This window comes from Bradyrhizobium sp. CCH5-F6, from assembly GCF_001556045.1.
Lineage (GTDB): Bacteria > Pseudomonadota > Alphaproteobacteria > Rhizobiales > Xanthobacteraceae > Bradyrhizobium.
In genome coordinates, this window is record NZ_LSIC01000135.1 from 1 (window position 1) to 20,346 (window position 20,346).

Here is a 20,346-nt window from a genome sequence, read left to right on the forward strand (position 1 = left end):
CTCCCACCCAGCCCGACTTAACCGGAAATGCGCTGTTTTTCGACCGGTAGAGCGTTTGCGTCAGTCCACAATCCGTGGTCTCAAACAGGGCGTTTGGCCTGTTGACGTGGCGCAGCAAGGCAAAAACCTTTGCACCCCTGCCTCGCCAGAGTGGGGAGCGAAGTCCTCGAGAACGGTTGCAATCAGATCGGGTTGCAGCTTGAAATCATAATATCGGCCTGGAGCGCCATCACCGACGCCGGCATACGGATGCGTTCGTGGCGGGCGCCGCAGCAGGAGACTCGTCCGATCTTGAATGACGACCGGCATCGATTTGCTCCCAACTAACCGGTCCCAACAGCCCGGCTTTGCCTGAGCATGATGCTGGTTCCATCGCGCTCATCGTAGTGATCGACAGACGGCCGGTCGAATCTTTGCGAGGCGATTCCAGCGCTGGAACGACAAGTTGCCGCACGGGCCCAATGCTGCAACGGCATTACACTTATAAAGGCGCGTGGATGAGAGACTGACACATGAGCGCGATTTCGCCAGCCGAGCCCTCTCGACGCGATTTTCTCTACGTCGCGACAGCGGCGGCAGGAAGCGTCGGCGCGGCTGTCACGCTGGTTCCGCTGATCTCGCAAATGAACCCGGACGCCTCGACGGTCGCGGCCGGCGCACCGATCGAGGTTGACCTGTCGCCCATCGCGGAGGGCCAGATCATCAAGGTGTTCTGGCGCAGCAAGCCGATCTTCATCTTTCATCGCGGCCAGAAAGACATAGACGGGGCTCGTCGCGTCGACTGGCATAACCTGATCGATCCTGCGCCGGATACGGAGCGCGTGAAGCCGGGGCATGATGCCTAGGTCGTTGTCATCGGCATTTGCACCCATCTCGGCTGCATCCCGCTGCCCAATCAGGGCGATTACGATGGTTGGTTCTGCCCCTGCCACGGCTCGCAGTACGATGCCGCCGGGCGAGTCCGCCGTGGACCGGCGCCCAAGAATCTCTATCTGCCTCCCTACGAATTCTGTCAGATACCCAAATCCGGATTGGCTGAACCAAGGTTCCCCCTCGGATCGAGGTGCCTCAACCCGAATTGACCATCAGGCTCTGAGAGGCACGATGCGAGACTGGCAATTCGCCAAGCGAGCTGTTATCTATCTATCCATGCTCGACATGGGCCGTCGAATTGCTGCGATCCTGTTGACCTTGGCCCTCACGCTGGGACCGGGCACCGGCCGTATGTTCGCTTCGCCTGACCAGGGCAAAGCGGCGGTCGTGATGTCGAGCGATATGCATTCCTCCGGCAAATGCGGCGACTGCGAGGGCAGCAAGGCGGGGATGCCGGCTGCCACGTGTTCGATCAGTTGCAGTGGCATAGTGGCCGTTTTGCCCGGAACCGTGGCTGCTGATCGGTCGCCCGAAACGGTGCAGGGATCTATCGCCGTGTCCCATAGGGTGGGGCGGACCATTCCTCCCGATCCTTATCCTCCTAGACCTACCATCCTGAGCTGAGGCGCGTCGCCAGCGAGCGACGTAGCCCACGAGCATGCGTGCGGTGCAATGACACATCGTGTGCGTGCTCGCACCGGAGATGCATGCCGCTCCTCAAGAGCTGCACGCAGTCACGCTCCAATGCACAGGATGGCGACAGATGTCCTTCCTTCGTGACCTGAAAATTGACCGCCGGACGTTTCTTGTTGGCAGCTCGGCTCTTGCCGCCGTCGCATTTTCGGGCGGCAGCCGAGGCGCTGCCATGCCCGGTCGGGAACTCGCGCTTGCGGCCAGGCCGAAACGACTGCAGCTCGTTGGCGCTCCTTACAATGACACCGATGTTTGGTCTTACAACGCCAGCGTTCCGGGCCCCGAGATTCGCATTCGGCAGGGCGAGCGCTTGCGCGTCGTTCTCGATAATCAGCTGCCCCAGGCGACGACGATCCATTGGCATGGAGTGCGGGTCCCCAACGGCATGGATGGGGTTCCATTCTTGACCCAGAAGCCGATCGGGCCTGGTGAAACATTCGCCTACGAATTCGAATGTCCAGATGCGGGGACCTATTGGTACCACCCGCATCACCATAGCGCAGAGCAGGTCGGCCGAGGGCTTGCGGGCGTGTTGATCATTGAGGAAGCCGAACCGGTAGAGGTCGACCGTGATGTGGTCTGGGTCCTCGGTGACTGGCGACTGAACCGCGATGCGTCAATCGTCGACGACTTCGGCAACCGTATGGAAGCGACGATGGCGGGTCGGATCGGCAACACCGTCACCATCAACGGCCGCGTCCCCGAGACATTTCAGGTCCGCGCCGGCGAGCGACTGCGCCTTCGGCTCATCAATGCCTCACCCGCACGGATTTTCGGACTCGAGTTTCGGAAACATCGACCGGTGATCATTGCGCTCGACGGTCAGCCGATCGAGCCGCACGAACCTCCGAAAGGTCAGATTGTGTTGGGACCTGCCATGCGGGCGGACATTGTGCTGGAGATGAACGGCGAGCCCGACAGTAAAGCCTTCGTGCGCGATACCTTCTACGAAGGGCGCGCGTACAGGCTGGTCGACCTCGTCTACAGCGGAGAGCCGCGCCTGCGAGAGCGCCCGCTCGATCCGCCGGCTCGCATGCGCGCGAACACGATGCCGGAGCCGGACCTCGTCAATGCCGAAAGGCACAGCGCGGTCCTGCAAGGCGGGATGATGGGTGGCCGCGGCATGATGATGGGCATGAGCGGCGGCATGGGCGGGATGGGATGGTCGATCAACGGCGTCGCCGCGACCGGCCACAATCTGGCGCCGATGCTTACGCTGTCGCGCGGCCGCTCATACGTTCTCGCCGTGCGCAACGACACCGCTTGGTATCATCCCGTCCACCTCCACGGTCACTCGTTCCGCGTCATCGCCCGCAACGGCAGGCCGACGCGCTACCGCGAGTGGCTGGATACCGTCCTGATCCCGCCGCGGGAGCAAGCCGACATCGCGTTCGTTGCCGACAACCCGGGCGACTGGATGTTTCACTGCCACATCCTCGACCACCAGGAGGGGGGAATGATGGCCGTTATTCGCGTGGCCTAGGTGCGGAGAGATTCGATGAAGGCACCATATGCCCTTACCATCATCGCAGTCCTTACTTCGGCCGCGCTCGAACGCGCGCATGCAGACGGCAATCCGCAACGGGGCGCGATGATCTACGGCGCATGCGCGGCCTGCCACTCCCTCGAGCCCAATCTGCATCTGACGGGGCCAAGTCTTGCTGGCCTCTGGGGCAAGAAACCGGCTTCGGTAGCAGATTTCGCGCGATATTCGAACGCGCTCAAAACGAGGCAGGATTTCGTCTGGGAGGAAGCGTCGCTCTACGCCTGGCTTGCCGATCCGAAGGCGTTCGTTCCTGGCACGTACATGACGTTTCGTGGGATTCAGGACGATAAGCAGCGGAACGATCTGATCGCCTTCCTCAAGCTTGCGATGGCGCCGAACGGTGCGAAGTCCGTCGTTGCACAAGGACTGATTCCGGCCGAAGAGGCGCGTGGACAGGCCCCCGAACCGCTTGAGAACGCCGGTCCTGAAGCGCGGGTTACCGCGGTTCGGCATTGCCACGGCACATTCTTCGTGAGCACGGCAGACGGCAAGGAGCGTCCGTTCTGGGAGCTTAATCTGCGCCTCAAGGTCGACTCCGGACCAACCGGCCCGAAGGGAAAACCGGTGTTGCTCCCAGCCGGCATGCAAGGCGACCGAGGATCGCTGGTGTTCTCCGATCCGGCCGAGATTGGACGATCGATCGAGGAAAAGTGCTGAGGCCAAGACCGACTCGAACTCACTCAATCATGGAGACTACAGGATGAACCGCAGAACGATGATGATCATAACAGCGTTGCTGGCGCTTTCCGGTCTCGGCGCGGCAGCAGGAATTTATACGGGGCAAACAAGAACGCCCGGCGGCGCATCGACGGATCAGCAACCGGTAACTGGACCGGTGCTCGCCGCGAACAGGCCCAGCGCCACTCTCTACCGGAATCCGAACTGCGATTGCTGTCTGGAATACGCCAAGTATCTGCATAGCAACGGGTTCGACATCGCGGTGGATGCAAAGCAGGATCTTTCGGCGATCAGAAAGCAATTGCGCGTTCCGCAGCGTCTCGAAGGCTGTCACGTGATGGTCATCGACCAGTATGCGGTCGAAGGCCACGTTCCAGTGAAGACGCTCAATAAACTGCTTTCCGAGCATCCCGACATCATCGGCGTTTCGCTTCCGGGCATGCCGACGGGCACACCAGGCATGACTGGCCCGAAGAGAGGACCTTTCACCGTATACGAAATTCCCAAAGACAGCGCGCCCGCAAAGGTCTTCTCGGTTGAGTAGATCAGAATGATGCGTCGGCTGCTCTGACGATCGAGGAAGCCATGGCCATCGAAGAGATACTGACGACGACAGCCAATTCTGACCTGCGGAGCAGACCACTGCAACGATGGCGGCTGGTCTTTTGGCTTCCGCTCGGGGTGTTTTTGATTTTGGTCGTTGCGCTTGCCTGGGGCATGACCCGCAATCCAGGCACCATCCCTTCGGTGTTGATAGGAAAACCCGTCCCGCAATTCCGCTTGCCACCAGTCAAGGGGCGTACCCTCGGCCTATCGAGCGAGGATCTGCGGGGTGAGGTTTCGCTCGTCAACGTCTTTGCATCGTGGTGTGTCGCGTGCCGCGAAGAGCATCCGATCTTCATGCAAGTGAAGGCCGATGGCATCGTTCCCATCCATGGTCTCAACTGCAAGGACCAGCCGGACAACGCAGCCAGATGGCTCAATACCATGGGCGATCCTTACACGCACACCGGTGCCGATATCAGTGGGCGCGTCGCCATCGATTGGGGCGTCTACGGTGTCCCCGAAACGTTCGTCATTACCAAGGACGGCCACATTGCCTACAAGCACATCGGCGCGGTGACGCCGCACGTCTTGGAGGAGAAACTTCTCCCTCTTATCCGAAGGCTTCAACAGCAATGATCCGCACAAAGAAAACGATCTTGCAACTTGTTCGAGTCCGCCTCGCGGCAGCGTTGGTCGCTGCAGCCTGGACAACGGTAGCGATGGCACAGGACGGCAAGACGTTTGTCATGCATGCGGCCCCCAAGCCGATCGCTTCGATCCAGTTCGAGGACGCGCAAGGCAAGGTACGCAGCCTGGCTGATTTCCATGGCAAGGTTGTCCTCCTCAACGTTTGGGCGACGTGGTGCATCCCCTGCCGCAAAGAAATGCCGGCGCTCGATCGATTGCAGGCCCTGTTCGAACCCCGCGATTTCGAAGTGGTGCCGCTGTCCATAGATCGCGGCATGGACGTAGTGCGCAAGTTCTATGCCGAGGTCGGAATCCAAAAGCTCGGCCTCTATCGAGACACTTCGGGTAATGCCACACGAGAACTCGGCACGGTTGGTATTCCGACGACACTGCTGATCGACCGCGAAGGCCACGAGATCGGCCGTTTGATCGGGCCTGCCGAGTGGGATGCACCTCAGATGGTTGCATTTATCAGGTGCGTGACTTCTGGGGGCGCTGCGACGCTGTCCCAGGCGGAAGCGAAGCCAACCACCTCGACGTGCCAGACGTGAGATCGACATTTCGGAAGGTGAAACCACTAACGACAGTAAATCACATGGAGAAACGCTGATGACTGCACCTCATTCCACCACCACCGCGACCGACGCATCACTCGCGCGCGATCCGCTTTACGCGGCTCGTCACTATCTGCGAAATCGCTGGACCCTCGTCGCCCTGGCGGTTGTGGCCGTTGGTCTCGGCCTTTACTTCGGCGGCTGGGGGTGGCTGGTCGCAGCCGGTCTTGCGCCGATCATCTTGAGCACGCTCCCTTGCCTCATCATGTGCGGCCTCGGCTACTGCATGATGTGCCGCGGCCAAAAGCAGTCGGCAGCCTCTCGCGATGAGGCGGACGCGACGACATCAGCCTCCCCACTGACTTCCGCCACGAACAATGCGTCGGTTGCTGGGGCAAGCTGCTGCCGTGGCACGGCTATTGAGGAGCCAACGGCAGAAGTGAAACAGGTTCAGTCGAGAGAGAGGAGCAACTCCCATGCGTAAATCCACACTAGCGCTCGCATTCGCGTCCGTTCTCGCTGGGGGCGTCATCGCTGGTCCTGCCCTCTATGCGGACGACAATCACCGCTCATCCGGCTCGATGATGGGTCGTGGGATGATGGGAGACAGCGACGGGGGCGGCATGATGGGTATGATGAAGCAGATGAGCCAAATGATGGATCACTGCAATGGCATGACGGGCAACAGTCGCCCCAACGAGCAGTGGCGGAGGAACGAACCGTCGCAGCCCGATCATAAGGAATGACGGAGATTGCGCAGTGGCGAACCAAGATTGCGCCCGCCAGATCGAACCAAATGGAGAAGAAATGACAGGCTTGCGTAGCGTAGGCGCGGTGGCGCTGCTGATCGGGCTGCTGGTCCTCACCGGACTTTCCCAGAGCGTTTGGGCGGATCAACATGATGGCAACATTGTAGCATTGGCCTATGATGTTGCGGCCCAATCCCTTTGGAAGGCCGGCGGGCGAGCGCTTTATCGCAGCGCCGACGGCGGCGGGAGCTGGCAGAAAGTCAGGGTTGCACCGGCTGAGAGCGGCCGGATTTCGAGTCTGGCGGCCTCTCCGGTAGCGAAAGGCGTTCTCTATCTTGCTGGACCGGGAGTGGGCCTGCTGCGGACCGACGATGACGGCGCAACCTGGATCGAACGCAACGAGGGCCTGCCCAGTCGAGATGTCATCGCAGTTGCCGCGCATACCACGCAGGCAGAGACAGTGTATGCCGTCCTCAGGGATCAAGGCGTTTACCGCAGTCAGGACGCCGGGAAATCGTGGCGCCTGATGGAGCGCGCGTCGCAACAGGGTCTACGGCACCTGATCCACTCCAACATGGAGGGCAGCATGCAAACGGGCTGGCTGTTTGCGGCAACCGCGAACGGCGTCCGTCGCGTCATGGATTGTTTCTGTCTCTGGCAGGACGCAGGAAAGCTCGGCGGACAAGCATACAGCGTTGGTTACGATCCGAAACAGCCCGATCATGTTTATGCAGCGACCGTGCAAGGACTGTTTCGCAGTGGTGACGGCGGAGAGGACTGGGACGAACTGAAGTCGCCGAGCGCCGACGTTATCGGAATTGTCGTCACACCTTCCGGCGATCTGTTCGTCATCAACGCGAAGGGACGTCTGTACAAGAGCGAAGATCAGGGCGGCACATGGACGCAGGTGAATGCATAGAATTGTGGTGGCGGTAATGTTCGGGTTGGCAAGCCAAGCGGGTGCTCGCGGGACAGAGCTGACAGACGGGCATGCGCTCTATCAGCAATATTGCGCGTCGTGCCACGGCGCCAATGCCGAGGGTGCACCGAATTGGCAGAAGCGTGACGCGCAGGGAGAGCTCCCGGCGCCGCCGCACAATGCGGAAGGGCACACATGGCGGCATTCCGATGCAGAGCTGTACGAGATGGTGAGCAAGGGCTGGCGAGATCCATTCAATAAGACCAAAAAACTGACTATGCCCGACTTCGGTAGCGAACTGTCGCCAGAGCAGATTCGTGCGGTGATCACGTATCTGAAGACATTTTGGACACCGGAGCAAACTCAATTTCAGTTGGAAGAGAGCCAAGGCCACCCTTTTCCGTCTGACGAGCCATAGCGCCACGTCAACGGCTCTAGAGAGCTGACGATGAAGTCGACATACACACTACTGATTTCAATTCTTGCACTCGCGGCTACTGGAGGTCTCGCGCTCGTTGGGGCTCTGCTCGTCACGAGTCCCGTGCCGAGGGCACCCACGTCGGGGCAGGCGATCGTTGGCAAGGCGGTCAGAACCGGAACCCCCGCCATTGGCGGGCCCCAAAGGCGAGAGCGTCACCGATCAAAGCTTCCGCGGAAAGTGGCTCCTCATATTCTTTGGCTACACGTTTTGCCCCGACCTGTGCCCGACAGCGCTTGCTAACGTCAGCGTCGCTCTTGAGAAATTCGGCACGGATACAAGTCGGCTTCAACCATTGTTCATCACGGTGGATCCGCAGCGCGACACACGTGACGTCATGGCCGACTATCTGCAGTCTTTTGATCCACGGATCCTTGGGCTGACTGGAACCCAGGCGCAGATCGACAGCGTGACCAAGGAGTACCGCGTGTACGTTGCTCTGGATAAGACAGAACGCAGCGGCAATGACTATCTCGTCTCGCATAGCGCATACCTCTACCTGATGGATCCTCAGGGAAAATTCGTCAACGTCATCGAGGGCAACGAGGGCGGGGATGCGATCGCAGCCTGGCTGCGCAAGGAAATGAGTGGCTCGGTGCGAGGATGGAGATTCGAATGAAGTACACCCGTCTGATTCCGATCCTGCTGCTGCAATTATTGTTTGGCGGCCAGGCGTATGCGCAAACGTCAGGTCAAAACACGATCGTCGTTGAGCGTCCGTGGGCGCGCGCGACACCCACCGGGGCGAAAAGCGGCGTTGTCTATCTGACCCTGATTAACAATGGCGGCTCTGGCGATAACCTGCTTAGCGCGACGACGCCGGTCGCGGACCAGATCCAATTTCACAGCGCCAGCGAGGAAAACGGCGTGTCCCGCATGCGTGAGATGCGCACGGTTGAAGTCGCGCCTCGAGCCAGGGTCACTTTCAGTCCGGGAGGCCTGCACATCATGGTGGTCGGACTAAAGCAGCCGCTCAAGGAGGGGCAAACCTTTCCGTTGACGTTGAATTTCGAAAAGGCGGGCACGCGAGAGGTGACCGTCCCCATCGCCAAGGTCGGCGCCATGCAAGCTGAAGATACGCCCGGAATGACGCACCGCCACGGCGACATGGCCAAATAGTTGATCCCATGCTCAAGCGCTTTCGAATTTCACTCAATCCACGGCAGCGCACTCATCTGAGGATCGTTGTGCCGTGCCTCTTGGCGATCAGCGTCATGCTCGTCCTTGTTGCCTATTCGCCGACATTTTACCGTTGGTTCTGCGCGGCGACCGGGTTTGGCGGAACAACACAGAGAGCGGAAACGGATTCCGGAAAAGTGTCAAATCGCGTGATTACCGTTCGGTTCGACAGCAATGTTGCGCTGGGGCTGCCTTGGCGGTTCGAGCCGCTTCAGCAGGAGGTGAAGGTCCATCTCGGAGAGCAACAGCTGGTATTCTTTACGGCCGAGAATCTGACCGACCAGGCAATCGTCGGACACGCAACCTTCAACGTGACGCCGCCGACGACCGGAATCTACTTCAACAAGATCCAATGCTTTTGCTTCGACGAAGAGCGGCTCAATGCTCACCAGAAGGTCGACATGCCCGTCGTCTTCTTTGTCGATCCCGACATGGCATCTGACTCGGAGACGCGCAACATCGACACGATCACGCTCTCCTACACGTTCTTTCGCTCTGTAAATCCCGATAGCGCCAAAGACCTCTCCCGGTTTGCCGTCGCCGCCGAACCCGACCCGGTTCGAGGGCAACGACTCTTCGGCGAGCGATGTGCCGCCTGTCATGCGATCGACAGCAACAAGGCAGGTCCGATGCTCGGCGGCGTTCTTGATCGAAAGGCCGGAGCGGCAACCGGATACAAGTACTCGCCCGCCCTTGCTGGCGCAGGGCTGACATGGTCCGCAGCCAACCTCGATCGCTGGCTCGCCGATCCCCGCAAGTTCATTGCCGGCGCTAGAATGCCTGTTCGCGTGCCGGATGCCAGCGCCCGGCGGGATATCATTGGATACCTTCAGAAGGTTAAGGCGGATGTGAGCGCGCGCGCCTCATTCACATCGCCGGAAGACCGCTCAAATGGTCACCCTTGAGACGCGGGGGTATGGACATGGATAGCAAACCTCGAATCTCCCGCACCACCGGACGGATGCTGCTGGTGCTCCTCGTCCTCGGTGTCTTCGGCGCCTGGTTTGCATTCGATCCCGGCTTCCGATCGCTAAGATCGTCTCTCTTCGGCAACGGAGCGGAGATGCTGCAGGACGAATTTGATCGGCGGGTGCATGACTATGTCATGGCGCACCCTGAGATCATAGTGCAGTCGGTGAATCAACTGGAAGCGCGGGCTCGGGCAGCGGAGCAGACGGAGGCCCAGAAAGTTCTGCAGGCTCGAGCGGATGAAGTGTTCCGCGATCCCGACAGTCCGGTTGGCGGCAATCCCAATGGCGATGTCACCGTTGTCGAGTTCTTCGACTACAACTGTCCCTACTGCCGCCAAGTGGCGCCAGTGGTCACGAAGGCTGAGGAGAACGATCCTCAGCTGAGGATCGTCTACAAGGAGTTCCCCATTCTTGGGCCAAACTCGACCTTTGCAGCCAAGGCTGCACTCGCGGCCGATAGGCAGGGCAAGTACGTTGCCTTTCACCGTGCCCTCTATCAGGTGCGCGGCACGGTTGATCAAGGCAAGACCCTGGACGTGGCTGCCTCGGTCGGCTTGGACTTGGGCCGTCTCAAGGCCGACATGGATGACCCGAAGATCCGGGCCTCCATTGAGAAAAATCTCGGACTTGCCCAAGCGCTGCGTATCAACGGGACGCCAGGATTTGTAATTGGCACTCAGATTCTTCGCGGCGCAACGGACCTCAACACGCTGCAGACATGGATTCGCGAGGTGCGAGATCATCGACAATAGCCGGAATCTTGCAAGAGTTCAGCTATGACAGAATTAACGGCCAACGCAATCGCCGCCGCATTTGCCGCAGGACTCGTTTCGTTCCTGTCTCCATGCGTACTGCCGCTCGTTCCCGGCTATGTATCCTATATTGCGGGTCAATCCGTCTCACAATCAAAACCCAACTCGTTGGTCGCGCGCGCTCAAGCTATTACTCTCAGTGCCTTTTTCGTTCTGGGGTTTGCGACCGTCTTCGTCATTCTCGGCGCGAGTGCTACTGCTCTTGGCCAGGCGCTCAATTCCTATCGCTATGAGCTGAACCTGGCTGGCGGCGCAATCGTCATTGCGTTTGGACTATTCACAGTCGGACTTGTGCGCCCTTCTTGGCTGCAACGAGACCTCCGGATCGATGTGAGCCTTCCTCGCGGGCGGCCGCTTGCCACCTATGTCCTGGGCGCAGCGTTTGCCTTCGGTTGGACGCCGTGCATCGGTCCGATGCTTGGAACGATCCTCACGGTCAGCGCTGCGTCGGCCACGATCGGCAAGGGCATCGCCTTCCTCGCCATTTATTCATTTGGGCTGGGAGTGCCGTTTTTGCTTGCAGCCGCCTTTACCGACGGCCTCTTGGCACGGCTCAGGTCAATCGGCCGAATTGGTTACATTCTTCAGCTGTTTGCGGGCGGCGTGATGATCGTCATGGGCGTCGCCATGATCACTGGATATTTGTCAAACTTTTCCATCTGGCTGCTGGAGGCCTTTCCAGCGCTGTCGACAATCGGATGAAAAGTTGGCTGAGCAACATATCGAGGAGATCAGACAGGTGCATAGCTTTTGGGGCAGGGGGACACGTCAAGGTGATGGCGCGGCCTGCGGTGGAGGCGCGGCTATCGCCGTGATGCCAATGCAAGCACAACAGGAGAATACTCATGGCTCAATATGCACATCCGGAAATGCTCGTCGAAACTGCGTGGGTCGCGGAACACGGCACCGATCCCGGCGTCCGCCTGGTCGAGGTGGATGTGGACACCGCAGCCTATGATCAAGGGCACATAAAAGACGCCTTAGCCTGGAATTGGACGACGCAACTGTGTGACACGTTGGAGCGCGACATCATACCAAAGGATGCCTTCGAGACGCTCATGGCCGATTCCGGTATCGGCAACGACACATCGGTGATCCTCTACGGTGACAACAATAACTGGTTTGCCGCGTGGGCACTCTGGCAGATGAAGATCTATGGCCATCAGGACGTGCGGCTGATGAACGGCGGACGCAAGAAATGGTTGGCCGAAGGACGCGAAATCACGATGCAGGCGCCTACAGTTGCGAGGGCAAGCTATCGTGCCACAGAACCCAACAACTCGCTCAGAGCGCTTCTGCCCGAGGTTCAACAGGCCTTCGAGAACAATAGTCACACGCTTGTCGATGTGCGAAGCACTGACGAGTTCACAGGCAAGATCCTATCACCGCCCGGTTTGCCCGAGACCTGTCAACGCGGCGGGCACATCCCGGGTGCGAAAAGCATTCCGTGGGGAATGGCTTGCAACGATGACGGTACCTTCAAGTCGCCGGACGAACTCGCAGCACTATATGAAGGAAAGGGAGTAAGTGTGGGCAGGCCCACGATCGCGTACTGCCGCATCGGCGAACGCTCCAGCCACACTTGGTTCGCGCTGAAGTACCTGCTGGGCTACGACGACGTGAAGAACTACGACGGTTCGTGGACCGAGTGGGGCAACAGGGTCCGCGCTCCCGTTGCGAGAGGTCCCGAGGAGGGAAGCCAGAAAGCTGCCTGACATGTGGAGTGGCCCAGCCCATCCGCTGCGCAGACGAGCGCGCGTCGGCGAGAATATATACGAGGCTCTGAAGGAAGTGGCGATATCGCCCGATCTCTATCACTGGGTTAGGAGTTGAACCGAGGCTTGAAGCCAAGTGGTTCCGAGTGGAACCGACAGGAGGACAAACAAATGCGCAGGATCAGCATTCTTTTCGCAGCCGCGGCTGGGCTCACGCTGGCCATGACCGCAGCGGGCACAGTGCACGCTCAGGGCATGGAGAGCAGTATGGAACGGGGCATGATGCACGGGGCGTCGGACCACGCACAGTGCATGAGTATGATGCGTGACCGCATGGGCAACATGGGTTCCGGTATGATGGATCAGCGCATGGGCGGCGGAATGATGGGTGGTGGCATGATGGGCTCGAGCGCCGGTGGCATGATGATGGACCGAGACATGATGGGAGGAGGCGGAGCGAGATCTGGTATGGGCGCACTATTCGGCTCCCGCGTCACGCCCGTCATGAACTTGTCGATCGATGACGTGCGCGGCTACCTCGACATGCAGCTCAATCGCCTCGACAACAAGCGCCTCAAAATCGGAGACGTCAAAAGCGACGACGCCAACATCACCGCTGACATCGTCACCCTCGACAACTCGCTTGTGCAAAGACTGAAGGTCGACCGCCACACCGGTGCGATCGAATACGAGAGCTAAGCGGCGTATTGAGCATATCAGGTCTCATATCGCCGCCGTCGCACAGTCTAGGCTAAGGCGTGGCGGAAAGCAGTTGGCGAATCGCAAGGTCCGAGTGCGTGAGAAACTCGGGGGTGCTGACGTGCACGCTTCGCTGCTCGTCGCACAGAGCGACGACCGCTCAGACGCATCACGTTCTCATTGCCGACAGCGGGAGTCCCTCGATAGAGCTTACCTCGACCGCACACGCCTGATGAATTGCCCATCCTGCGCTGGTGCCGATAATGAACGCCAGCAGTGCAGCCGCGACCGGGCCGATACGACTGTGCAGGCGAGGCTCCACCAGATGGTCCAGAGCGAGCCGATGTGGCACGGGCTCGCTTGCAACGCCGCCATAGCGCCGATGCAACTCGGCGCCTAACGCACGCCATGCGCAAACACGCTCGGCATCACAGGGATGCGAAGCGAGCCATGCACGCACCGCCTCGCGGCGTTTTGCAGATAGTTCATTGTCTACATAGGCATGCAGTTCGTCTTCCGTGACAGGGATGTTGCGCTCAGTCATCATCGTGGTCCCCGATTCCGTTGAACGTCGGCAGCGCACCTCTGGGAATTGGCCCCGACAAACAGTCGTCCGGAGCGCGCCGCCAACTCAAGGCTGTCCAGAACGAAACCATTTGCGATCTCACCGTGCGAGTCAGCGCTGGAGAGTAGCGGCCGACTGCCGGGATAAGAGGTTCGAGGTTGCGGCGGAAGGCATTCATTGGACGATCCCGCCGAGGTCGTTGTCGGAGCATAAGGATCAACACCGGAAGGGTGCGACTATTCCGCCCGCTCAGCCATTTCCTTTGGTGGCAGAACGCTGCGGTCGGGAGCGGGAGGAAGAGCCGCAGAGTTAGTGGCTACCTCAAGATGCCCTCGCGACTGGCAGCATGTGCCGCCTGTTGCGCAAGCGAGGGTGAGAATCTGCTGGTTCGCGTCGCTGGCTGCGGTAGCGCAGCTACAGTCGCAAGCAAAAAGATGGAGTGACTAGCTCAAGTTGCCTCGCATGTTGGGCGGTTCGATAATCGATCAACGTTCACGAGTGTGGCGAAGCTGACCGCCTGGACTACGACCCAAGGTTTTGAAATCCGGCCATTGTAACCTGACGCGGGGCCGTATCGCGATCATGGCTGTCGCGATCGTTGGGAATCTGCCGCTGCTGATTGTTTACGCTGACGACAGAGTGGGATCCGCGATCATCGCGGCGACTACGATCAGCGGCACCATGGTGATGGGGCTGGCGCCCGTATCCTGCTGTCTGGGATTCCGTCTGCAGGATCCACGAGCTTTCGTCTTGCGTTTTGGCCCGGTCTCATCATCGCCGTACTAGGGTCGATCGAAACGTTCGCTCATCTGAGCATTTTTCCAGCGAATCTCGCTCTCGGTCAAGGCAAACACGCCCGGACCTTCGTCTCAATGCATGTGGGCTATTGGCACGTGCGGCTTTCTTGCAGGCGCATTGCTGCGGCGCACGACCCGCGGCCGGGTAGGCGCAGTACAGCTCAGCTCTAGTGGCTGAGCCCGCCGCAGACCGCAAACGGGCTCGCAGCGAGAGTTCACGACATTGCACGCCGTTGTGACGATCAGGGAAGCACCAGGCGTCCGACTCTGCTCCCGTAGTACTCTGTGAACCATAGAGCGCCGTCTGGTCCAGCCGTGATGCTGTGGGGTCCGCTACCGTCCGAGGGGACCGCAAATTCGCTGACCAGGCCGGTCGTCGTGATCCGGCCGATCTTGTTGCCGATCACACAGCGCGAACCTCGCTTGCGAACGCAACTGGCCTCAGTAAACCACAAGGCGCCGTCCGGTCCCGTTGTGATCCCGAACGGCTGCGCATTGGGATCGGGAAGCGCGAATTCGGTGATTTTGCCGTCGGTGGTAATTCGTCCGATCTTGCCGCTGAGGGATTCGGTGAACCACACCGCGCCATCTGGCCCCCTCGTTATGCCTTCGGGGCCACTGTTCTCCGTCGGGATCGTGAACTCGGTGACCGTGCCTTCCGTCGTCATCCGCCCGATTTTGTCACGAGCATCCGTGAACCACAGTGCGCCGTCTGGTCCGGCCGTGATCGCGCGAGCCTTCATCGGGATGACGGCGAATTCGGTGACCTCGCCGGTCGTCGTGATCCGTCCGATCTTGCCGCCAGCTCCATCGGTGAACCACAAGGCGCCGTCTTTCCCGCTCGTGATGCCAAGCGGTCCAGCCGGCCCGGGGACCGCGAATTCGACGACCAGCAGATTTTCAGCCGTGGCCGTCGCCGGAATGCGCCCGATCTTCTTCGAGGTAAAGTTAGTGAACCACAGCGCGCCGTCTGGTCCCGTTGTAATGGCATTCACGACGCCGCCCCCCTTGATCGGAAACTCGGTGAGCTCGCCATCGGTGGTAATTCGCCCGATCCGGCCCGCCGCCTCGGTGAACCACAGCGCACCGTCCGGTCCTCTCGTAATTGCGGAGGGACGGCTGGCGGCAGTAGCTAGAACGAACTCGGTGATCGTGTGGGCAGCAGCAGGAATCGGTCCCGCAGCCAACTGGAGGGCCACCGTCGGCAAGAACCAAGCGAAAGCAATTCTCATGGCCTTCTCCGTCTAGGAGGGCCTCGCGCCGAGGCGCGATCTCACGAGGCCGCCCTGCCGGGTCGGCGTGAAATCAGCTTCTCTACACGTCCGTGGCTTCACCGCGGGCCGGGTAGTTGTTCTTGAGGACATAGTCGATGGCCGCCAGAATATCGGAGAAATGCGGGCGCGCGAATGGCATGGTCTGGACACTGCCGAAGTAGAGCGTGCCATCCGGCCGTATCAAATAAAGCGCCGGTTCAGAGAAGCGCGCGGGCTCTTCGACACCGGTGGACGTCATTCCGCGCCCGGACGAAATGAACAATCCCCAGCGGCGCGCAAGAGCGAGGTCGAGGCCGTACCCGATGCGCAGCCGCGTCAATCCCCAGGTTTCTCTGGTCTGCAATGCCCGTTCTTTCGTGTCGGATGAGATCGCCGCCACGGCGACCCGGCGCCTGTCGAACTCGTCAAGCTTTGATTCCAGTTCCCGCAGCTGGGTCTTGCAAATTGGGCAATGCAAGCCGCGGTAGAACACGACAAGCGTGAACTGCGCCGGCTTCTCGCCTGCAAGGTCAAAGGAGCCGGCGGAGGCAATCTCGACGTGGAGCGGCGGTACAGGCTGCCGTGGAAACAGTGGCACGGGACTTGTCATGTTGGTCATCCTTTTCAAGGTGTTCAAGGCCGCGAGGGCAGAGCCTTGCGGCTTGTGAGCCCGCTTGGGTTCTTGCGTGACTATTTACTCGGCGAAGGGCTGCAGCTCGCGGAGCTCGCGCGATTGCGGCGCCAATGAGCTTAGTCCTTTGCATAAAGCGTTCGCGGCGCCACCCATCGGAACATTTTCCGGCCGAACACGCCCGCGAGCCCAACAAACAGCACCGCCGTGCCGAAGTTCCACAACAGGATCATCACGGTCGCATCGATGACGTGGAATAGCGACAGCGCCGTCGCCGTGATCGCGGCGACGGCCAGGCTGCCCATGAAGGCGACGGCGGTGGGGCGGAGCGGCGCGGCGTAGCGCAGCATCACCAGCATCGCGAGCGATAAGGGCAGGCTGGTGAGCACGAGCGTGGCGAAGCAACGCGCGGCTTCGCCAAGGCTTATGCCGTCAGGTCCGATCGCAACCCATTGCGTTAGGCACTGATAGCCGACGTTCGAAAGCCACAGGATCAGCGCGGGGATCGGCAGCAGGAGCCAGAGCCGTGACCGGTCGGGGAGGCTGACCAGGAAGGCCGCGATGGCGGCGAGTACGCCTGTCAGAGCCGCGGCCGCCATGCCGACGACAAAGGCTGGCTCCTGCAGCCGCTGGACCAGGTCGGGGCGAATCCCCTGGTTGACGGCCAGCAGCGTCAGGACGACCGCTGCAAGCAGGAGCCAGCATGCCGCCCGCATGACCGGCGGGGCATTTGCCGCTAGGGAAGCAATGAGATCGGGTGTCTTGATCACGGTTCGCTCCGATCGAGCAGCTTTCTCCGCAGGCTCTTCAGCGCGCGATGGGCGTTCACCTTGAGGGACGTGACGGACATGCCGCTCAATGCTGCCGCCTCCTTTAATGACAACTCCTTGAGCTTGAGCAACCGGAGCGCATTCTGCTGGGCAGGAGGGAGGTGATCGACCATGCCCTCGAGCGCTCGCTCGTCCGGTCTCTCTTCGAAGTTCGCTGCAGGCTCGCAAAAGGTTTCATGCTCGGCGGTCAAAGGTATTTCTCTGCTGCGGCCCTGACGGCGCAGCCGATCAATGAAACGCCGGTTGGCGATTGCGACCAGCCACGGCGCGAAGGGCCGGGCTGGATCGTAGGTCTGCCGGATCGAATGGACGGTCAAAAGAACGTCCTGAACCGAATCCTCGACATCGCTGGGGTCATGGTGCCGCCGCGCCGCAAGAGAACGCAAATACGGCGTGATTTCCTGCAGCAGCCGGTGATAGGCGGCTCGATCCCCTTCCTGGGCACGGGCCATCAGGATGGACCAGTCGACATCCCTGGCGACCGAGCCTGTTGGGTGCGGGCCGCTGTCGTCCTTTCCGACGAGCCTGAGCGACGGTCCAGGGTTGCGAGAGTCGTGCGTCATGGCCCAGCACTCCGGTGGGCCCGGCGCAGACATGACGCTGACCAACGCCTCGCCGGCATCAGGTTCCTCCGTGCACCCAGGGTCGAGGCAGCCGCTCAAGCAAATGGTCGAGGGAGAGCGCTCCGGGGCCGAGCGCAATAATGGCCAGCGCCAGGCCCGCCCAGGGAAGGTGAAAATTCGCCCACCCCTCTGGCACCACGAGCTGGATCACTCCGGTCATGACCAGGAGAGCCAGCGCCGAAAAGCGGGTCGCAAGACCGATAACAAGCAGAACGGGCAGCACGATCTCTGCGACCGTCGAGGTAGGCGACTGCAGTCGGGAAGGGCAAGTCGTAAGCCTGGCCAAGAATATGCAGCTTGAATTCGTCCTCGAACAGAAACTCGGCAGCCGGTGAAAGCGAGAGAAATCCGTCCCACTTTGTCAATCCGGATTTGAAGAAGGGCACGGCGAGTGCGATCCTCAGCATCGGCGGAGCCGCCACCTGAGCGGCGCGAGCGAGCCAGTCCGCAAGCTCGCGGACGGCGTTCTCGATCGTTGCGATGGTCGCGTGCGGGATCATGTTGGGTTCTCTTGCGCAAGGCTGTAGCTGACGATGGCGCCCGCGCGCATAAGATCGGAGAGGTTTGCCGAGAGATCGAAGCGGGGATTTGCGATCAACGCTGCCCCCAGTGCGGCGAGCACGGGTCTTCCGCCGCTCAGTGCCCGGATGAATTCCAGGCTGCCCTTGGGGATCAGGCGAACCTCAACGACGGCCGCGGGGCGAACGATCAGCGCATCCTCGCCGCCGGCGGCCAGATCGACCGGAGCCGGGACGCCGTCGGCAACGTTCATCTGCCAGATCGTCAGCGCCGGAAATTGCGAGCGGACCACGCGAAGCGAAGGGTGACGCTCAAGCTGGATCGCGGGCAGCTGGTCGGGGGCGACGGCGTTGAACACACTGGGGTCGATCGGCGAAGCCTCGGGCGCGTGATAAGCCTCCGTCCAGGCGCGCTCGATGCGTGCAACGTCTTCCAGGTAGGGCAGCACGGCAGCCGGCTCGAAGCTCCGGATGAAATCCGGCAATCCTGCGCCATAATCCAGCATGATTGGCGAGCGCGGCGGCTGGACCCTGACATACACTCGTGCCATGGCGCGAAAGAACTCGGCGCCGACTATGCGGTGCACAGCCGGGAATGCGTCTGCCAGCGCCTCGATCAGGCTGACCACGACATTGTTGCGATAGATGGCGAACCGCTTCGGATCCGGTTCACCGTCTGGATCGACAAGACCATGGGGCGTCGGAAGCCCTGGATCCAGCAGAGCCGCCGCGAAATCGCGTTGTCTCTCAGCGAGCTGCCGCACGACGCACGGCCTCCGATTTGGTTGCGAGCATGATCGCCTCGGCGCGCTCGGCCTCTTGCTGGAGCACGGGCCAAGCCGGCACGTCCGCGTCCCATTCGATCAACGTGGGAAGGGGACCCGTAAGCCGGACCGTATGGTCATAGAGATCCCACACGATCTCGTCGACAGGGCGATTATGGGTGTCAATCAGGAGTGGCCGGCCCTTGCCGTCGGCGTCTTTTGTGTGGCCGGCGAGGTGAATTTCCCGAATCTGCGTGAGCGGATACGCGTCGACATAGGCGTACGGATCCCATTGCTGGTTGGTCGAGGCGACGTAGACGTTGTTGACGTCGAGCAGCAGGCCGCAGCCAGTGCGCCGGACCACCTCGGCGATGAAGTCGATTTCAGAGTAGGTGCTTTCGGCAAAGGCGATATACGTCGATGGATTCTCCAGCAGCATCTGCCGTCCAAGGCAGTCCTGCACCTGTTCGACATGTTCGACGACGCGCGCGAGCGTCTCGGCGGTGTACGGCACAGGCAGCAAATCGTTGAAAAACCCGACATCATGGGATGACCAGGCCAGATGCTCTGAGAACAGGCCTGGTTCGTAACGTTCGATGAGTTGCTTGAGGCGTTGAAGGTGGTCCTTATCAAGCGGTCGATCGGCACCGATCGACAATCCGACACCGTGGAGCGAGAGCGGATAGTGTTCCCGAATAGCAGACAAATAGCGGTGCGGCGGGCCGCCCGCCCCCATGTAATTTTCTGCATGAACCTCGAAGAAGCCGATGTCCGGCCAGGTCTCGACGATCGTGCGGCAGTGCTCGGCCTTGAGTCCCACGCCTCCGCGCGGCGGAATGCGGTCCTTTGCGGGAGAAGATGAAAGCAGCACGGTAACCTCCGGACAAAGGGAGATGCGGGCAGGCGGCTGTGCAGCCTTCCCGATTTGACCTGCGATCAAGCCTTCGGCGTCAGGCTCCCTGGGCCCTTTGGCGTCTGCATGGTCGTGCACGTGCCCTTGGCTACGAGCTTGAACGCGTTGCCCTGATAATCCACCGTGCCGGTCGCGGCGCAGGTGGTGCCCGCCCCTGCTGCACAGTCGTTCTGAGCTTTGAGCGCGACGCCGTAGCACTTCTCCATCTTGCCGGCCTTAATTGACGCATCGGCATCCTTCATCATCTTTTCCATTTTTGGATCGGCCGCGGGCGCGGGCGTTGCCGCGAGCGATCCTACGGCTGCGGCAAAGGCTCCGGCGACGAGTGCGGATAGGGTGCGATTGGACATATC

General features: G+C 60.7%; 24 protein-coding genes and 2 pseudogenes. 17 read left to right on the top strand and 9 right to left on the bottom strand.

What is annotated here, in order from left to right; translation table 11 throughout:
• Positions 1-512: 512 nt before the first annotated feature.
• From petA to AX729_RS24500, 17 genes and pseudogenes are all read left to right on the top strand, one after another.
• Positions 513-1,039, top strand: a pseudogene (gene petA / locus AX729_RS24415) (ubiquinol-cytochrome c reductase iron-sulfur subunit).
• A 597-nt stretch (positions 1,040-1,636) separates the two neighbouring features.
• Positions 1,637-3,049, top strand: a complete 1,413-nt coding sequence (locus tag AX729_RS24425; RefSeq protein WP_057196745.1) for a multicopper oxidase family protein — start codon at positions 1,637-1,639, stop codon at positions 3,047-3,049.
• Between the two features lie 15 nt (positions 3,050-3,064).
• Positions 3,065-3,769, top strand: a complete 705-nt coding sequence (locus AX729_RS24430; protein WP_057196744.1) for a c-type cytochrome — start codon at positions 3,065-3,067, stop codon at positions 3,767-3,769.
• Between the two features lie 43 nt (positions 3,770-3,812).
• Complete coding sequence (locus AX729_RS24435) at positions 3,813-4,334, top strand: DUF411 domain-containing protein (RefSeq protein WP_082528970.1); 522 nt, start codon at positions 3,813-3,815, stop codon at positions 4,332-4,334.
• A 41-nt stretch (positions 4,335-4,375) separates the two neighbouring features.
• On the top strand, positions 4,376-4,972 hold the full coding sequence (locus tag AX729_RS24440) for a DsbE family thiol:disulfide interchange protein (protein ID WP_057196742.1): 597 nt from the start codon (positions 4,376-4,378) through the stop codon (positions 4,970-4,972).
• Positions 4,969-5,574 (top strand): TlpA family protein disulfide reductase, encoded by a 606-nt coding sequence (locus tag AX729_RS24445; RefSeq protein WP_063817287.1) that lies wholly within the window; start codon positions 4,969-4,971, stop codon positions 5,572-5,574. The genes AX729_RS24440 and AX729_RS24445 overlap by 4 nt, the downstream gene beginning before the upstream one ends.
• Before the next feature lie 58 nt (positions 5,575-5,632).
• Positions 5,633-6,061: a DUF3329 domain-containing protein gene (locus AX729_RS24450; RefSeq protein ID WP_057196741.1), complete on the top strand. Its 429-nt coding sequence runs from the start codon at positions 5,633-5,635 to the stop codon at positions 6,059-6,061.
• The gene (locus tag AX729_RS24455; protein ID WP_061026833.1) at positions 6,054-6,323 is read left to right on the top strand and encodes a hypothetical protein; all 270 of its coding nucleotides are present in this window, start codon (positions 6,054-6,056) and stop codon (positions 6,321-6,323) included. Before AX729_RS24450 ends, AX729_RS24455 begins: the two co-directional genes overlap by 8 nt.
• Positions 6,324-6,336: 13 nt before the next feature.
• Complete coding sequence (locus tag AX729_RS24460) at positions 6,337-7,245, top strand: WD40/YVTN/BNR-like repeat-containing protein (RefSeq protein WP_156402703.1); 909 nt, start codon at positions 6,337-6,339, stop codon at positions 7,243-7,245.
• The gene (locus AX729_RS24465; protein WP_057196739.1) at positions 7,238-7,663 is read left to right on the top strand and encodes a c-type cytochrome; all 426 of its coding nucleotides are present in this window, start codon (positions 7,238-7,240) and stop codon (positions 7,661-7,663) included. The genes AX729_RS24460 and AX729_RS24465 overlap by 8 nt, the downstream gene beginning before the upstream one ends.
• Before the next feature lie 190 nt (positions 7,664-7,853).
• The gene (locus AX729_RS38875) at positions 7,854-8,342 is read left to right on the top strand and encodes an SCO family protein (protein ID WP_197433659.1); all 489 of its coding nucleotides are present in this window, start codon (positions 7,854-7,856) and stop codon (positions 8,340-8,342) included.
• Positions 8,339-8,842, top strand: a complete 504-nt coding sequence (locus AX729_RS24475) for a copper chaperone PCu(A)C (protein WP_057196737.1) — start codon at positions 8,339-8,341, stop codon at positions 8,840-8,842. The genes AX729_RS38875 and AX729_RS24475 overlap by 4 nt, the downstream gene beginning before the upstream one ends.
• Before the next feature lie 8 nt (positions 8,843-8,850).
• A complete protein-coding gene (locus tag AX729_RS24480; protein WP_057196736.1) occupies positions 8,851-9,807 on the top strand; it encodes a cytochrome c oxidase assembly protein in 957 nt (318 codons plus the stop codon).
• Positions 9,808-9,824: 17 nt separating this feature from the next.
• On the top strand, positions 9,825-10,625 hold the full coding sequence (locus tag AX729_RS24485; protein WP_230646665.1) for a DsbA family protein: 801 nt from the start codon (positions 9,825-9,827) through the stop codon (positions 10,623-10,625).
• Between the two features lie 24 nt (positions 10,626-10,649).
• Positions 10,650-11,387 (top strand): cytochrome c biogenesis CcdA family protein, encoded by a 738-nt coding sequence (locus AX729_RS24490; protein ID WP_057196734.1) that lies wholly within the window; start codon positions 10,650-10,652, stop codon positions 11,385-11,387.
• Between the two features lie 143 nt (positions 11,388-11,530).
• A complete protein-coding gene (locus AX729_RS24495; protein WP_057196733.1) occupies positions 11,531-12,400 on the top strand; it encodes a sulfurtransferase in 870 nt (289 codons plus the stop codon).
• A 171-nt stretch (positions 12,401-12,571) separates the two neighbouring features.
• Positions 12,572-13,099, top strand: a complete 528-nt coding sequence (locus AX729_RS24500) for a hypothetical protein (protein ID WP_057196732.1) — start codon at positions 12,572-12,574, stop codon at positions 13,097-13,099.
• Positions 13,100-13,268: 169 nt separating this feature from the next.
• Here AX729_RS24500 and AX729_RS39940 read toward each other — a convergent pair whose 3' ends face one another.
• From AX729_RS39940 to bufA1, 9 genes and pseudogenes are all read right to left on the bottom strand, one after another.
• Positions 13,269-13,643, bottom strand: a complete 375-nt coding sequence (locus tag AX729_RS39940; protein WP_156457187.1) for an anti-sigma factor family protein — start codon at positions 13,641-13,643, stop codon at positions 13,269-13,271.
• A gap of 1,060 nt (positions 13,644-14,703) precedes the next feature.
• Positions 14,704-15,693: a Vgb family protein gene (locus AX729_RS24515; protein WP_197433660.1), complete on the bottom strand. Its 990-nt coding sequence runs from the start codon at positions 15,691-15,693 to the stop codon at positions 14,704-14,706.
• Positions 15,694-15,775: 82 nt separating this feature from the next.
• A complete protein-coding gene (locus AX729_RS24520; protein ID WP_057196782.1) occupies positions 15,776-16,324 on the bottom strand; it encodes a peroxiredoxin-like family protein in 549 nt (182 codons plus the stop codon).
• Positions 16,325-16,464: 140 nt separating this feature from the next.
• A complete protein-coding gene (locus AX729_RS24525; protein WP_061026836.1) occupies positions 16,465-17,115 on the bottom strand; it encodes a DUF1109 domain-containing protein in 651 nt (216 codons plus the stop codon).
• Complete coding sequence (locus tag AX729_RS24530) at positions 17,112-17,738, bottom strand: sigma-70 family RNA polymerase sigma factor (RefSeq protein ID WP_057196781.1); 627 nt, start codon at positions 17,736-17,738, stop codon at positions 17,112-17,114. The genes AX729_RS24525 and AX729_RS24530 overlap by 4 nt, the downstream gene beginning before the upstream one ends.
• 58 nt (positions 17,739-17,796) lie before the next feature.
• Positions 17,797-18,298: pseudogene (locus AX729_RS24535) on the bottom strand (DoxX family protein).
• On the bottom strand, positions 18,295-19,080 hold the full coding sequence (locus tag AX729_RS24540) for an HvfC/BufC N-terminal domain-containing protein (protein WP_057196728.1): 786 nt from the start codon (positions 19,078-19,080) through the stop codon (positions 18,295-18,297). The pseudogene AX729_RS24535 and the gene AX729_RS24540 overlap by 4 nt, the downstream one beginning before the upstream one ends.
• Entirely contained in the window at positions 19,064-19,951 is an 888-nt protein-coding gene (gene bufB, locus AX729_RS24545; protein ID WP_057196727.1) for an MNIO family bufferin maturase, read from the bottom strand. The genes AX729_RS24540 and bufB overlap by 17 nt, the downstream gene beginning before the upstream one ends.
• A 65-nt stretch (positions 19,952-20,016) precedes the next feature.
• Positions 20,017-20,343, bottom strand: a complete 327-nt coding sequence (gene bufA1, locus AX729_RS24550) for a BufA1 family periplasmic bufferin-type metallophore (RefSeq protein WP_057196726.1) — start codon at positions 20,341-20,343, stop codon at positions 20,017-20,019.
• Positions 20,344-20,346: the final 3 nt, after the last annotated feature.